This is a genomic window from Gluconobacter potus, assembly GCF_015244705.1.
GTDB classification, from domain to species: Bacteria; Pseudomonadota; Alphaproteobacteria; order Acetobacterales; family Acetobacteraceae; genus Gluconobacter; species Gluconobacter potus.
On the sequence record NZ_JABCQF010000004.1, the window covers coordinates 78,012 to 92,314 of the forward strand.

11 protein-coding genes are annotated in these 14,303 nt (G+C 61.7%); 2 read left to right on the forward strand and 9 right to left on the reverse strand.

The genetic code is table 11. From position 1 onward, the window contains the following. The first annotated feature begins 1 nt into the window (after window position 1). Window positions 2-2,578 (forward strand): cation:proton antiporter, encoded by a 2,577-nt coding sequence (locus HKD31_RS08165; RefSeq protein ID WP_194264622.1) that lies wholly within the window; start codon window positions 2-4, stop codon window positions 2,576-2,578. On the opposite strand, the gene HKD31_RS08170 is transcribed toward HKD31_RS08165, so the two are convergent. Continuing rightward, entirely contained in the window at window positions 2,575-4,002 is a 1,428-nt protein-coding gene (locus HKD31_RS08170) for a peptide MFS transporter (protein WP_194264621.1), read from the reverse strand. The genes HKD31_RS08165 and HKD31_RS08170 overlap by 4 nt on opposite strands. Before the next feature lie 586 nt (window positions 4,003-4,588). On the opposite strand from HKD31_RS08170, the gene HKD31_RS08175 reads away from it, so the two are divergent. Next, a complete protein-coding gene (locus tag HKD31_RS08175) occupies window positions 4,589-6,214 on the forward strand; it encodes a porin (RefSeq protein WP_370543910.1) in 1,626 nt (541 codons plus the stop codon). 108 nt (window positions 6,215-6,322) lie between these two features. Here the strand turns inward: HKD31_RS08175 and HKD31_RS08180 are convergent, their stop codons facing one another. The 8 genes from HKD31_RS08180 to HKD31_RS08215 are packed head-to-tail and all read right to left on the reverse strand — an operon-like array spanning window position 6,323 to window position 14,135. Further along, window positions 6,323-7,120 (reverse strand): MBL fold metallo-hydrolase, encoded by a 798-nt coding sequence (locus tag HKD31_RS08180; RefSeq protein ID WP_194264619.1) that lies wholly within the window; start codon window positions 7,118-7,120, stop codon window positions 6,323-6,325. Then, window positions 7,117-7,902, reverse strand: coding sequence for a TatD family hydrolase (locus tag HKD31_RS08185; RefSeq protein ID WP_194264618.1), 786 nt, complete (start codon window positions 7,900-7,902; stop codon window positions 7,117-7,119). The genes HKD31_RS08180 and HKD31_RS08185 overlap by 4 nt, the downstream gene beginning before the upstream one ends. Next, window positions 7,899-9,434 (reverse strand): methionine--tRNA ligase, encoded by a 1,536-nt coding sequence (gene metG / locus HKD31_RS08190; protein ID WP_194264617.1) that lies wholly within the window; start codon window positions 9,432-9,434, stop codon window positions 7,899-7,901. Before metG ends, HKD31_RS08185 begins: the two co-directional genes overlap by 4 nt. Before the next feature lie 30 nt (window positions 9,435-9,464). Continuing rightward, window positions 9,465-10,388: a DNA polymerase III subunit delta' gene (locus HKD31_RS08195; RefSeq protein WP_194264616.1), complete on the reverse strand. Its 924-nt coding sequence runs from the start codon at window positions 10,386-10,388 to the stop codon at window positions 9,465-9,467. After that, the gene (gene tmk, locus HKD31_RS08200; protein WP_194264683.1) at window positions 10,385-11,029 is read right to left on the reverse strand and encodes a dTMP kinase; all 645 of its coding nucleotides are present in this window, start codon (window positions 11,027-11,029) and stop codon (window positions 10,385-10,387) included. The genes HKD31_RS08195 and tmk overlap by 4 nt, the downstream gene beginning before the upstream one ends. A 4-nt stretch (window positions 11,030-11,033) precedes the next feature. Continuing rightward, window positions 11,034-12,308, reverse strand: coding sequence for a D-alanyl-D-alanine carboxypeptidase family protein (locus tag HKD31_RS08205; protein ID WP_194264615.1), 1,275 nt, complete (start codon window positions 12,306-12,308; stop codon window positions 11,034-11,036). Next, complete coding sequence (locus tag HKD31_RS08210) at window positions 12,305-13,153, reverse strand: septal ring lytic transglycosylase RlpA family protein (RefSeq protein WP_228120377.1); 849 nt, start codon at window positions 13,151-13,153, stop codon at window positions 12,305-12,307. The genes HKD31_RS08205 and HKD31_RS08210 overlap by 4 nt, the downstream gene beginning before the upstream one ends. Further along, entirely contained in the window at window positions 13,140-14,135 is a 996-nt protein-coding gene (locus tag HKD31_RS08215) for a lytic murein transglycosylase (protein ID WP_194264613.1), read from the reverse strand. Before HKD31_RS08215 ends, HKD31_RS08210 begins: the two co-directional genes overlap by 14 nt. Window positions 14,136-14,303: the final 168 nt, after the last annotated feature.

Here is a 14,303-nt window from a genome sequence, read left to right on the forward strand (position 1 = left end):
GATGATGGTGACAGGACTGGCAGCCGTACTCCTAGCGCTTGCGTTCCTGCTCACGCTTGTCAGCATCATCCAGCCCCTCGCGAAACGTCTCGAGATTTCCGAAGCTGTCCTGCTGGCATTGACCGGGATCGGGCTGGGCCTTGTCGCGTCCCTTATCGTGCGCTCGTCTGCGACCGATCTGCTGGATGGGGCAGCCGAGGCGCTGATCTATTTCCCGGTCAACAGTGAAGCCTTCCTGCTGATCTTCCTGCCCATCCTGGTCTTTCAGGGGGCCATGGCCATCGACGTGCGCCGTCTGGCCCATGAAACGGCAACGGTGCTGCTGCTGGCGGTTGTCGCTGTCATCGTTTCGACCGCGACCATTGGCTTCGCGCTTTATCCGTTTGCCCAGCAGAGCCTCGTCGTCTGCCTGCTTCTGGGATCGATCGTCGCGACGACCGATCCGTCCGCCGTGGCCGGGATCTTCCGTGAAATCGGTGCAGCTTCGCGTCTGACACGTCTTGTCGAAGGCGAGGCCCTGCTGAACGACGCTGCGGCCATTTCGATCTTCTCGATCCTTCTGGCAGCCGTCACCTCGCATCACCAGATCCATCTGGCCGACGCGCTGATGGACTTCCTGACGGCCTTCATCGGGGCAATCGTGGTTGGCGTCTGTCTGGCACGCCTCACATTGCTACTGATTGCCGGACTTGGGGGATCGGCGGCTTCGGAAGTCACGCTGACTCTGGCGCTGCCTTATGCCGTTTATATCCTGTGCGATGAGATGCTCGGCTTTTCCGGCGTGGTCGCAACGGCTGCTGCGGGGCTGACGGTCTCCGCTTACGGGCCGTCGACCTTCCGGCCGCAGGTCTGGCGCTTCCTGAACGAGATGTGGGAGCAGCTCGTTTTCTGGGCCGGCTCTCTCGTGTTCCTTCTGGCCGCCATGCTGGTGCCCCGACTGCTGATCGGCATGACGAAATGGGATTTCGTACTGATCCTGATCGCCAGCGTCGCGGGCCTGATCGCACGTTCGGCCGTGATTTTCGGAATGCTGCCGCTTCTGGCCATCACGAAGCTCTCGCCGCCCGTTCCCAATCCCTTCAAGGCCACCATGGCCTGGGGTGGCATCCGTGGCGCCATCACGCTGGCGCTGGCGCTGGCCGTGACCGAGAACCAGAGCGTTTCGAGCCCGGTCGCCCATTTCGTCGGCATCATCGCCACCGGTTTCGTGCTCATCACGCTTCTGGTCAACGGGACCACGCTGCGGGCGCTCGTCCTGTTCTTCAAGCTGGACCAGTTGTCGCCCATCGATCAGGCCATCCGCCAGCAGATCGTGGGCATCGGCCTTGGTGAAGTCGCGGAGCGGACGCGGGAGCTTTCCGAAGAACTGGGCTTCAGCGAGCAGACCCGTGCCGGTGTCATCAGCCGCCTGGAACGTCGCGCGGAACAGGAGAGGGCGGCCAACAATTTTGAATCCGCCCTGAGCGACCGCAACCGCGTCAATATCGCCCTGATCACCATCGCCAACCAGGAGCGCTCCCTGCTGCTGGATCTGTTCCGCATTCAGGGGCTGTCCCGACGCGTGATGGAGACATTGCTGCGCACGGCTGAGTCCATGGCCGATGGCGCACGTCTCGAAGGGCGGTATGGTTATGTCCGGGCTCTCAAGCGCCGCCTTCAGCCTTCATTGCGCTTCCGGATCGCGCAGGAGCTCCACAGCCGCCTTCATATCGACGAGCCGCTGACGAACTGCATGATGGAGCGCTTCGAGATGCTCATCATCGCGCATCTCGTCTCGCTGTCGCTTCAGCGCTTCATCCGCCAGCGCATGGAACCGACGCTTGGCCCGCGCATTACGGAAATCGTGTCCGAAGTTCTTGGTCGTCAGCGCAAGCTGCTGGATGACGCGCTGGAGACGCTGCGACTGCATTACTCCGGTTATTCCGAAGCGCTGGAAAGCCGCATCCTGCGTCAGATCGCCCTGCGTCTCGAAGACGAGGAATATGATGCGCTGGAAGCTGACAACCTGATTTCCGAGGAACTGCACCGCGAACTGCATCGTGAGATCGAACGTCAGCGCGCCCGGCTGGATGCGCCGCTGCGCTTCAATCTCAAGAGCGGTATCGAACAGCGTCTCCGGGCCTTTCCGGCCTTCAACGGCGTTCCCGACAGCGTGCTTCAGAAGCTTTCAGGCAAGGTCTCCATGCATTTCGTCTCACCCGGCGAAGTTCTGTTCAAGCGCGGGCAGCGCGTACGCGTCGTCTATGCGCAGGTGGCGGGACTGGCGGAGGTCAATCTGGCGGAGCGGGATCTGCTGTTTGGAAGCGGGGACCTGATCGGCGCGGCCTCCGTCATCCGCAACGAGACCATGCCCGGGACCGTCCGCTCCCTGCAGTTCAGCCATCTGCTCGCCATTCCCCGTCCGGTGTTCGAGAAGCTGCTGAAGGAGTATCCCATCGTTCAGCGCCTCATTATCCAGCGTAGCCAGAAAAGGGCGGACGGGCTGCTGACGCCCGTCACGGTTCGTACGCTGGATGGTGATGCTGTCTCAACCGCATCGGCCCCGGAAATGCGCCGTCTGGTTGCGCCGCCGTCTTAAGGCACGGGCGGCGCGGTCTCTTTGCCAGGCACCAGAAGGTCACGGAAGCGCACGGCACAGAAGCCAAGGATTGCCGCTGCCACAAGCGCGGCTCCTGAATGCAGAAGCCAGAACGAGACGTCGGAAATCCGTCCCAGCAGCGTCGCCAGCTTTCCGATCAGCAGGTTGGACAGGAACAGATGGAGCGAGAAGCAGGCGACGAGAATGGTGTTCAGGCTCACGGGGGCGGCGCGTGAGAAAAGCGCCATTCCAATCGCATAATTCATCGAAAACCCGATGTCATTGATGATGTGAAAGGCCAGCCCCCAGAACAGACTGACCTCATGGGGGCCCGGACTGATCCATGATCCCAAAGCCAGTATCAGCGGCCCGAAAGCAGCAATCAACGTCCCCAGCGCGACCTTGGAAATCTCCGACAGATCGGGCCTGCGACGCGCATAGGCCTTCCAGAACCACAGGACGAGCACGGCGCACAGGGTGCTGATAAATCCATCCAGGGAAATGAGATCGCTCACCGGCATCTCGTATCCCAGAAGATGAAGCTGGAAATGCTCGCGCCCCCAGAGCAGATAGCCGTCGAAGATTTCCGAGTTTGGGACAGCGCCCACCGCCAGAACAGGCACAAGCGCCAGAAGCAGCAGGGTCGTCTTCTTTTCCTGCGACGTCAGGGCAGGGCGTGCGTGCTTTGTGGTTGCGGCCGGGGCCTCAGACCGACGCACCGCAACAGCAGGAGCGGGGAGCCAGCGCCGCCCCACGAGATAGACCACAAGCCCGATCAGCATACCCAGGCCCGCTGCCAGAAAGCCCCAGTGCCATTCAATCTGCGCAAGGCTCGCGCACAGGACCGGGGACACGATGACCGCAATCTGAAGCCCCATCATGTAGATCTGATAGGCGTCCGAACGCCGTCGGTCACCTAGGGCATACAGCGCGCCGACCTGTGCCCGCAGACCGCCAGCCATACCAAGCCCAGCCAGCAGAAAGCCCAGCGCCAGTACAAAGCTCCAGTCAAATGACATCAGGAAATGACCCACAGTCATCAGGATGGCACCCAGCAGGATGGTCCGCGTCTGGCCGAGGACGCGGTCCGCCAGAAAACCGCCGAGGAGAGGGGTGGCGTAAATCAGTGCCAGGAACAGACCTGTAATGGCTGCGCCCATGGCGCGGGCTCCCACAGGCGCATAAAGGGCGGAAGCAAAAGCCTCCAGCGGCCCGAGACCCATAACGGCTCCTGAATGAGCCGGCTGCAGCAGATGGTCCGTCAGATACAGGGCCAGAATGGCCTGCATCCCGTAGAGCGAGAACCCGACCCAGCCTTCGGTCAGCGTCAGCACCCACAGCCCGATGGGATGCCCCCAAAGTTCCCGCTGTTTTCCGGCGGAAGACGGTTCGACAACAGGGGAAGCAGGAAGGATTTCGGTCATGCGGCCTCATTCGCGCAGGGGCGGGAGAACCTGCGTAAAGGGAGAAAGCCGGTGAGGTAAAGGGGGAGAGAGGGCAGTGGCAAAATGCCATAGAGTGCATTTATGGCGTTTTGCCATAGCGCCACAACAAGGCGAGCCAGCATCCAACCTATGGCAAAATGGCTCAATTCCTAAAATTGGCATTTTGTCATAGGTGTCAGGTTTACCGTTACGGGAAAGCCTTGCATCCATCAGAAAGCAGCTTCTGGAAGCCGGAAAATCCGGGGAAAAATGGTAATGGCATTTTGCCACACACAGAAAATGGCTGAAAACTGCCGATATTATTGCTTCTAGAGCAATCTGACGGAGAAAAAACCGGACGCATGTCAGGGTCGGGCTCGCGCTCACATAAATGTCGTATAAGATATATTATGCCAACTAATAGATCCGAAAATCCTGAATTTCTGACGTTTTTGTGAGAACACATCCTATTGTTGCGAAGAATGTCTCCATTCGCGCTAGGAAAAGCATTGTAGTCCATTCTCCCGGCGAGCGCCCGCATTGCGGTCGCCGGTATATCCGCGGGAGCGGCTGTTATATGCCATCTATGTCCCTGTGCCGCCTGAGTCTCCTGGGAAGCACATTCTGCATTGCTGCACTCTCCGTCCTTCCAAATGTCGCACGGGCAGATGATTATACGGAGCTGCTCGACATTCTCCGGGCCAAGGGCAGCCTGACCCGCTCGGAATACAATGTGCTGCTGGCCCATCACCAGCATCACTCGCATCCTTCCCTACAGCGCGACGATGACAGCGCCCCTGCCGCTCCGTCCCGTCATCGCAACCGCTACATGCGCTATGGACCCCAGAATGAAGGCAGCAGCCTGGAGACTCCCCCGGATGTCACGACCATTGCGGCCGTTTCCGCAGCGCGCCGTGCTGCCATGGAAGCGTCCGCCAGTGCGCAGGATGCCCGCAATTCGCTTCTGGAAGCGCGTCGCACCTACAATCCGGACAGCATCGTACGCGTGAAGCCCTATGTCGCGGGCAAAGGCGTTACGATCCAGGCCGGCCAGATCGACATCAACATCTCGGGCTTCGTCAACGCTTACTACACCTATAACAGCCCCGCCGGTGGTCGCGCTGTTGCGGGTGGCGTCTCGACCGGTAGCAGCGGCTTTGATTCCTCGTCCGTTCGTAACGGCCTGCTGCCGGGCGGCCTGATCCTCAAGCTGAACACGGTTCAGGATGGGATCAAGCTTGGCGCCGTCTTCGGCATGTATCCCGGCATCAACAACAACAATCCCAGTACCTTCAACGCCAACTCCGGCGGCAGTCCGGTCGGCCTTGGAACGGCCGGCCTCGATTTCCGTCAGGTTTACATGACCGCGGGAACGGACCAGTTCGGTACGGTCAAGCTGGGCCGCGACATTGCTCTGTTTGCGTCTGACGCCATCCTGAACGATGCCACACTCCTCAGCGTCGGCAGTACCGGCAGCAACGCCAATCCCGCCAACACGTCACTCGGCCGTATCGGCGTGGGCTATGTCTATACAGACTGGCTGCCGCAGATCACCTATATCTCGCCGAAATGGAAGGGTTTTCAGGCTTCCGTCGGCGTGATGACACCGCTGGATGAATACAACTTCGCCGGTGGCGGCCTGTCCGCGACCACGACGCAGCACAGTTCGCCCATGCTTCAGGGCAAAGTCACCTATGATGGCAATATTCTCGGCTTCACGACCCGCTTTTGGAGCAGCTTCCTCGTCCAGCATCAGCAGAACCTGACCAGCTCAACACTGGGTAGCAGCAGCCGGAAAGGCACGACGGTCGAGGCCGGCGACGTTGGTGTGAAGGTCACGCGCGGCCCGTTCGAAGGCGTGGCCTATTACTACTATGGCAGTGGCCTCGGCACGACCGGCATCTTCTTCGATGGTGTATCCGCCAACGGGCGCAAGCGTGATTCCGAAGGCTACTACGTCCAGGCAGCTTACAAGATCCTACCCAAGCTCAAGCTTGTCGGGAGCTATGGCGTCAGCAACCTCTATCAGGCGCCTGGTGAGGACAATCCGGACATGGTCCGGCGCAACCAGTCTGAAGTCGGAGCGATTTATTACAACCTGACGGACTGGTTCACGATCGTGGGAGAATATGCCCATACGGAATCGGATTCCCACAGCAGCGCCCACGAAAGCGACCACACGATGTCCGCAGGTGCCATGATGACATTCTGATCCTGAAGGACCGGGCACCTCCCTGCCCGGTCCTTCAGTTCACGAGGATATCTCGCTCCTGCCCTGTGGGTCCTTCATGGACAGCCCGATACAGACCAGAACCCCGCATTAATCCTGCAGATCGAGTACCATGCCGTCATAGGCAGGCTCGACGCCAGCAGGCAGTGTCTGGCGCAGGGTCTGATAATCCATCTCTGGTCCCATATGGGTAAGGATGACGTGCCCCACACCGAGGCGCTCACGCCACTCGAGCACGCGTTCAAGCCAGGCATGAGCTGGATGCGGCTCATACTGGAAGCAGTCCACGATCCAGGTCTGCACGCCTTCAAGCAGCGACAGGGATTCCTCCGAAAGCGTCTCGACATCCGTGCTGTAGGCGAAGTTTCCGCAGCGCACGCCAAGAGACGTGATCCGGCCGTGTCGCTGCTCGAAAATCCGAGCGGTCAGACCAGGGAACGTGACTGTCTCTCCGGGCTGCACGACATGCTCGTCAAAAACCGGCCGGTAGAATTCTGGTCCTTTCCAGGGGGCAAACGCATAAGCGTAACGCAGGCGCAGTTCTTCCAGAACATCCGGCGTGGCCAGCAGCGGCAGAGGCGTTTCGATCACGCGGTTGATGGCCCGCAATTCATCGAGGCCACCAATATGATCGCTATGTGGATGCGTATAGAGAACCGCGTGCACATGGCTCAGGCCGCAGTTCAGCATCTGATTGCGAAAATCCGGCCCGGAATCCACCAGAAGCCGGAAACCGCCCTCGCCTTCGATCACGACCGAGGAACGTGTACGCCGGTTACGCTGCTCCGCTGGATCGCAGGCGCCCCAGATCCCCGTCCGTGGTCCCTCCTCGCCCCCGATCATGGGAACGCCGGCAGAGCCGCCACATCCAAGGATTGTCACTTTCACGCAGCAATCCTCGTGAACAGACGACGGGCGTTTTCAGACGTGATCCGCGCGATCTCGTCCAGCGACACGCCCCGCTCTTCGGCCAGTCGAGCGGCCGTATGGGCGACGTAACCCGGCGTGTTGGGTTTTCCGCGTTTTGGTACAGGGGCCAGGAATGGACTGTCCGTTTCCACCAGAATGCGGTCTTCCGGCACCATTCGCGCCACTTCGCGGATTTCCTGGCATTTCGGGAAGGTCAGTAGGCCCGAAAAACTGATATAGCCCCCGAGTTCCAGCGCCGCTTCCGCCAGTTTCGGGCCCGACGCGAAGCAGTGGATCAGGAACGGAAACGCGCCCTTCGCGTGTTCGTCACGCAGGATGGCGATCATGTCGTCATCGGCGTTGCGGGTATGAATGACGACCGGCAGTTTCGTCTGGCGTGCGGCGGCGATATGGGTGCGGAACGCAGCGTGCTGGGCCGGCTTGGCCTCGTCTCCGCTATGGAAATAATCCAGCCCCGTCTCCCCGATCGCCACGACGGAAGGAGCTTCGGTCTTGGCGACGAGTTCCTCGACAGACGGCAGACGCTCCTCGCCCGCATAATCCGGATGAATACCGATCGCGCACCAGATCCGCAGATCCGGCGTATCATGCTGCGTCAGGGCAATCTGCGTATCCGCCTGCGAAAAGCGCGTGCCGATCGTGATCATTCCGGACAGGCCGGACTCCCGCGCCAGCTCGAAAGCGGGCGCGAGATCGTCAAGCTTGTCCAGATGACAGTGGGTGTCGATCAGTCCTGTCATGCCTCTTCCTCGACAAAGCGCGGGAACAGACCTTCCGGCTTGGGAAGCGTGCGACCCGCCGGCAGCGGTGTTTCAAGGGCCGCAAATGTCCGCTCGTCATTCTGCACGCCGAGCTGTGTCAGCATCCGGTCCATCGTATTCGGCATGTAGGGCTGAAGCATGGTTGCGATGCCGCGGATCATGTCCACGAGGACCCGCAGGACGTCCGCCATACGCTCCGGATCGGTCTTTTTCAGGGCCCAGGGCGCCTGACGGTCGATATAGGAGTTGGCGGCGCGGATGACCTTCCAGACTTCCTCCAGCGCATCGGTAATCGCCTTGCGCTCGATCTGTTCGGACATGATCGTTGGCAACAGCGTCACCATTGCGAGCATGGCCTGATCATCTTCGGTCAGGGTGCCGCGCTCGGGAAGAACGCCACCCAGATTGCGGGCCACCTGGCTCAGCGTGCGCTGGCACAGATTGCCGAGATCGTTTGCCAGTTCCACATTCGTACGCGTGATCATGGAGCGGCGGCTGAAATTGGAATCGCCACCGAACGGCACTTCGCGCATCAGGAAGAAGCGCAGCGCATCCAGCCCGAACTCGTCGGCCAGTGCTTTCGGGTCGAGGACGTTGCCGAGAGACTTGCTCATCTTCTCGCCTTCGACCGTCCACCAGCCATGGGCGAAGACGCTTTTCGGAAGGTCGATGCCCGCCGCCATCAGGAAGGCCGGCCAGTACACGCAGTGGAAGCGAGCAATTTCCTTGCCCACGATATGGACATCTGCTGGCCAGAACTTTGCCCGCGGGTCATCAAGGTTCGGATAACCGACGGCCGTGAGATAGTTCGCCAGCGCGTCGAACCAGACATACATGACATGGTCCGGATCGTTCGGAACCGGAACGCCCCATTTGAAGCTCGTGCGGCTGACGGACAGGTCGCGCAGGCCCTGACGGACGAAGCTCTCGATTTCACGACGCGGACCGACGGGACCGATGAAGTCGGGATTGTCTTCGTACAGCTTCAGAAGCCGGTCCTGAAAATCGGACAAACGGAAGAAATAGGACGGCTCCTTGACGCGCTCGACCGGTGCACCGGACGGAGCCACGAACGTTCCATCAGGCTTCTTGACCAGCTCGTCCTCGCCAATGAACGCCTCGTCGCGTGTGGAGTACCAGCCTTCATAGGCGCCCAGATAGATATGCCCGTTCGCCGCGACCTTCTCCCACAGCGCCTTGGCCGCGCCCTTGTGGCGCTCCTCGGTCGTGCGGATAAACTCGTCGGTCGAGATCGCCATGTCCTTCTGCATCTGGCGGAAGGAGGCCGAAACCTCGTCGGCATAGGCCTGCGGGTCCATACCCTTGGCGACGGCGGTCTGCTCGACCTTCTGGCCATGCTCGTCGGTGCCGCTGACGAACAGGACTTCTTCGCCATTCAGGCGATGAAAGCGGGCCAGAACATCGGCCGCGATGGAGGTATAGGCATGCCCGATATGCGGAGCGCCGTTCACATAGAAGATCGGGGTCGTGATGGTGAAGCGCCGCGTCATGTCCACTCGTTTCATAACGCCCGGACCATCTCAGCTGCCGACAGCGAGTTCCGCTGCCTGACGGATGGCCTGGGCCTTGTCCAGATTGAAGCCTTCGGTCTGACGCCTCAGCGTGTCCAGTTCGGAACACTGCCGCGCCGCCAGATCGGCCTTTGCAAGATCCCCGCGCCGCGCTGCCGAGCGCGCACGGTCTGCCAGTCCCTCGCCTAGCAAATCGCAGAGCAATGCGAAACCTTCAGCCTCTCTCGCAATACGCTCGCTCAGGGCCATGGTTTCCGACCCGCGCACCTGTCCAGCAAGGATTTCCGCCACAAATGAGGCAATCGCCCCGTCCCTGTCATGCGAGAGAAAGAGTGCCCGGCCAGGCGATCCATGCGCGCGCGCCAGCACATCCGCAGAGATGCCGGGCAGTGCGGCCCGCATATCGGCATCGGACAGCGCGGACAGTGTGAGCATCCGGCAGCGGCTGCGGATCGTGGGCAGGAGCGCGCCTGGCGAGGACGTGGTCAGCAGCAGAACACAACGCGGGGGTGGCTCTTCGAGGATCTTGAGCAGGGCGTTGGCCGCGAACCGGTTCAGATATTCCGCCCCGTCCACGATCACCACGCGCCAGCCGCCTTCAGTCGCCGTGTGATGCAGGAAGGTCTGGACCGGACGAACATCCGCAGCGGTAATTTCACCGCGCAGACGGCCTTTTTTCTCGTCCACGGCCCGCGAGATTTCCAGCAGGTCCCCATGCGTTCCGGCTGCAATGCGACGCGCCTGTGACGAGTCCGGATTTTCTGCATTCAGAAGCAGCCGTGCCAGCCGGAAAGCCAGCGTTGCCTTACCAATCCCCGCCGGGCCGCAGATCAGCCAGGCATGATGCAGCTTGCCACTGGCCAGCGCCTGCCGGAACGTCGCTTCCGCCTCGCTGTGACCGTACAGGTTCAGAGTATGCCGCGGATCGCTCACACGCCCTGAACCGTCAGGCTTTCATGCACGGCATGCAGGAGCGCCGCACTGACGGCTTCCGGCGTCTGGCCCGCATCCACACGTTTCACGCGCGCCGGATCAGCAGACGCAATCGCATCGAACCCGGCCAGAACGCGCTCGTGGAATGCTTCCGCCTGAGCCTCGTAACGGTCCGTCTGGCCGCCCCGGGCTTTCAGACGCGCGAGCGCCTGCGTCCGGGGGAGTTCCAGCATCAGCGTCAGATCCGGCTCGAAATCCACGAGTTTGCGGGCGCCATTCAGGAACGCCAGAACCTCCGGCGTACCCTGCCCGATGCCATAGCCCTGATAGGCCAGCGTCGAATCATGGAAGCGGTCACACACCACGATCTCGCCTCGCTCAAGCGCCGGCAGGATGGCGTTGTCGAGATGGTCCGACCGGGCGGCCATATGCATCAGGATTTCCGCCCGCCAGGAGAGATCAACCTTCCCGAACAGGAGCAGGTTGCGGATTTCCTCCGCGCCCGGCGTCCCCCCGGGCTCCCGTGTCAGAAGGACGTCGTGCCCTTCCGCGCGCAGGGCCTCGGCCAGAAGGCGGGCCTGGGTGGATTTCCCGGCGCCCTCGCCACCTTCGAGCGTAATGAACAGTCCTTTTCCAGCCATGCCCTTACTGCGCGGGACCATGGCCCAGACGCGTCATGGCGCGGGCGACCAGTCCGAGCTTCGCAACCGATTCGCCAGCCTCAAGCGGCACGCGGATGTCAGCCATGTTCGGCGCGGAAATCACCAGCGCACCGCAGACCTGACCCTTCGTCACCGGCGCAATGACCGGGGAGGCATAATCCACCCCGATATGGGAGCGCTGCTGCCAGCCGACCGGGAGCGTCATGACGATATCGGCCCCTGCGACCAGCGAGACCTGACGGTGTTCGCCCATCCAGACCGGGGCGGAATCCACGACCTGTCCACGACGGAACAGCGTGGCGTTCTCAAAATTGGCGAATGCCCAGGACATCAGACGCTCACCCTCATGGGCGCGCTCATTGCTCGACGATGTGCCATTGATCACGACAATGACGCGGTTGCCATTGCGCTGGGAGCTTGCACACAGACCAAAACCGCCAGCATCCGTATGGCCGGTCTTCAGGCCGTCAGCGAGCCCCTTGTCGACCAGCACGTTCCGGTTGCCCTGACGGATGTGGTTGTAGGTGAACTCGAGCTCACCGAAATAATGGTAATACTGGGGGAAATCGCGGATCAGATGGGATGCGATCGTCGCGACATCGCGCGCCGTCATGTAATGGCCGTCCGCCGGCAGACCCGTCACGTTGACGAAATGCGAGTTTATCATGCCGAGCTTCGGCGCTTCTTCGTTCATCATCGCAACGAAGCGCTCTTCCGAACCCGCAATGCCTTCCGCCAGAACGATACAGGCGTCATTGCCGGACTGGATCAGCATGCCCTGGATCAGGTCGGATACCAGAACGCTCTGGCCCAGCGGCACGAACATCTTGGAGCCCTGCGTGCGCCAGGCTTTCTCGCTGACCGGCAGGCTCTGCTCCAGACGGATGCGACCCGTGGCCAGCATGCCGAACACGATATAGGCGGTCATCATCTTCGTCAGCGAAGACGGCGCCATGCGCTCGTCCGACGCCTTGTCGAGCAGGACCGCGCCCGTGTCGTAATCCACGACATAGGCCCAGCGCGCCACCGTATCGAACGGTCCGATCGGAGTGTTCGCCGGCGTGCCGACAGGTGCGTCAGCCGCAGGAGCCGCAGCGGCTTTCGCAGCATGGCCTGCATGACGGTGCGGGCGCGCAAACGCCTTCAGGGGCCCCGCAAAAGAAGCACAGGCCGCAATGCCTGCCACCCCACCGAAAAGAGAGCGTCTAGTCCGCACGTTCGTCCCCAGTTCCACGGCCTTCACACAACTGGCCGTCATTCCACAATGATCCGCGCGCCCTCTACCCCGCACAGGCGGGTGCGGTCCAGTGCCGCGTCCGCCTGTGCGATATCGGCATAGGGCCCGCCAACAGCACGCCATTCCAGTCCCGCGCCTTCGGAGGCGTGCAGAACCGTACCGCCACAGCGCATGGCGACACTTGCCGCCGTCGCATGGCCTGAAAATATTCCCATCAGGACATACAGCCCCGATGGCCCCGGACTGCCCTGCATCCAGGTCGCGGGCAGCGGCCCCACGGCAACGGACGCCGCCGCCGCGGACGAGTCGTTCCCGTACACCCGCGAAGACCCGTCACTCAGGGATGTCTCGCGGACTTCCCCGACAGGAGCCGCGGAAATGTTCTGGGCAGGGGGCTTGCCCACTCCTTCCGCCAGGGAACGGCTGGCCGCTTCGTCTTCCGTGACCTCAACGGGCGTATCCGCAGTCATGCCCAGCAGATCCGCGGCTTTCGGAGAAAGCGCGATGATGCGCCCTGGATCTGCCGGTCCACGATCGGTCAGCCGGATGCGGACGATCCGCCCGTTCAGCAGATTGCGGACACTGACGATCGCCGGAAGCTGGAGCGTCTGATGGGCGCCGGTCATGCCGTTCGCGGACCAGGCCTCGCCATCCGCCATCAGTCCGCCAACCGGCGCGTGCTGCCGCGTTCCCAGACCTGTCACGTGATAGTCGAACTGCTCGTTGGGATAGAACCAGCCGTGCGTTCCGCGCCAGGCACTTCCCAGTTCGTAATGTGGGTGCGCGGCAGGTGTCGGCTCCTCACGGCGACAGGCCGCCAGAAGCGGCAGAAGGGCCAGAGCGGCTCCGTAATTACGCAGAGACAATGCCCGTCCCCAGAAGCCCGACGCCGAGCGCATAATAGTCCGAAGGGTTATAGCGGCGGATCACGTTGAAGTTGTGATAGACCATGAAAGCCTGCGTTCCCGGACCATCGGGCTGCACGACAGCACCCTGCACGTTCGACTGCGAGAACGCCGTCCCATCCACGCGACGCACGCCCAGCGCCATCCACTCGCCCAGCGTCCGCTGCCGGGTCCGGCCGATCTCTGCCTTGTCGAGCACTTTAGTCAGCGTGACTTCCTGCCCCCAGGGTTCGTTGACCTGCCAGCCGCATTTGCCAAGGTAATTGGCGATGGAGGCGAACACATCCGCTTCAGACGTCCAGATATTGCGCTTGCCGTCCCCGTCTCCATCCGCCGCGTAGCGCAGATAGGCACTGGGCATGAACTGCGCCTGCCCCATGGCGCCCGCATAGCTGCCAATCATGGCGGCCGGTGCGATATCGCCGTCATTGAGGATCTGAAGGGCCTTCATGAGCTCGTTGCGAAAGAAGGCGGAACGCCGCCCGTCAAAGGCCAGCGTCGCCAGCGCATCGATGACGGAATATGTGCCGTCATGCGCGCCAAACCCCGACTCGAGACCCCAGATCCCCATGACGGCGCGGTCGTCGCATCCAAAGCGTGCGCTGACGGGAGACATCACAGACTGCTGAGCGGCGTAAACACTCCGCCCTTTCACAAACCGCGACTCCGGCAGAACGCGGTCGCGATACTGCGCCCAGGTCAGGGTGAACTCCGGCTGGTGACGGTCCAGTTTGAGCACGGAGGCGTTGGGCTGCGTCGTCAGGCTGAGGGCCTGCGAGACGATCGCAGATGAAAGGCCCTGCGCCAGTGCCTGTGCCCGGACACTCTCGAGAAAAGCACCATAACTCTGCACACGGGCCTGCGCGTTGGCGGATGAAATCCCGACTGCCGCCGAACCGGCAACGGAAGTCAGGGCGGCAAGCAGATGGCGTCTTTGAAGCACGGTCAGGACCAGTCCCTTACGGGTAGAAATGATAGGACATACGCTAGCAATCCGCGACACGAACCGCCAGTCTCGCCGGGAGTGTCGCAGGTCATTCGCACCGAAATATGGCACGGCAAGATTGTCGTTGGCGCGCTGGCGTGCGAAACCGGCGCCTCAATGTTCATG

What these genes read in the sequence shown, in the direction of transcription:
- HKD31_RS08165 (WP_194264622.1), top strand. Translation starts at nt 2, where the DNA reads ATGATGGTGACAGGACTGGCAGCCGTACTCCTAGCGCTTGCGTTCCTG.
- HKD31_RS08170 (WP_194264621.1), bottom strand. Translation starts at nt 4,002, where the DNA reads ATGACCGAAATCCTTCCTGCTTCCCCTGTTGTCGAACCGTCTTCCGCC.
- HKD31_RS08175 (WP_370543910.1), top strand. Translation starts at nt 4,589, where the DNA reads ATGTCCCTGTGCCGCCTGAGTCTCCTGGGAAGCACATTCTGCATTGCT.
- HKD31_RS08185 (WP_194264618.1), bottom strand. Translation starts at nt 7,902, where the DNA reads ATGACAGGACTGATCGACACCCACTGTCATCTGGACAAGCTTGACGAT.
- metG (WP_194264617.1), bottom strand. Translation starts at nt 9,434, where the DNA reads ATGACGCGGCGCTTCACCATCACGACCCCGATCTTCTATGTGAACGGC.
- tmk (WP_194264683.1), bottom strand. Translation starts at nt 11,029, where the DNA reads ATGGCTGGAAAAGGACTGTTCATTACGCTCGAAGGTGGCGAGGGCGCC.
- HKD31_RS08205 (WP_194264615.1), bottom strand. Translation starts at nt 12,308, where the DNA reads ATGACGGCCAGTTGTGTGAAGGCCGTGGAACTGGGGACGAACGTGCGG.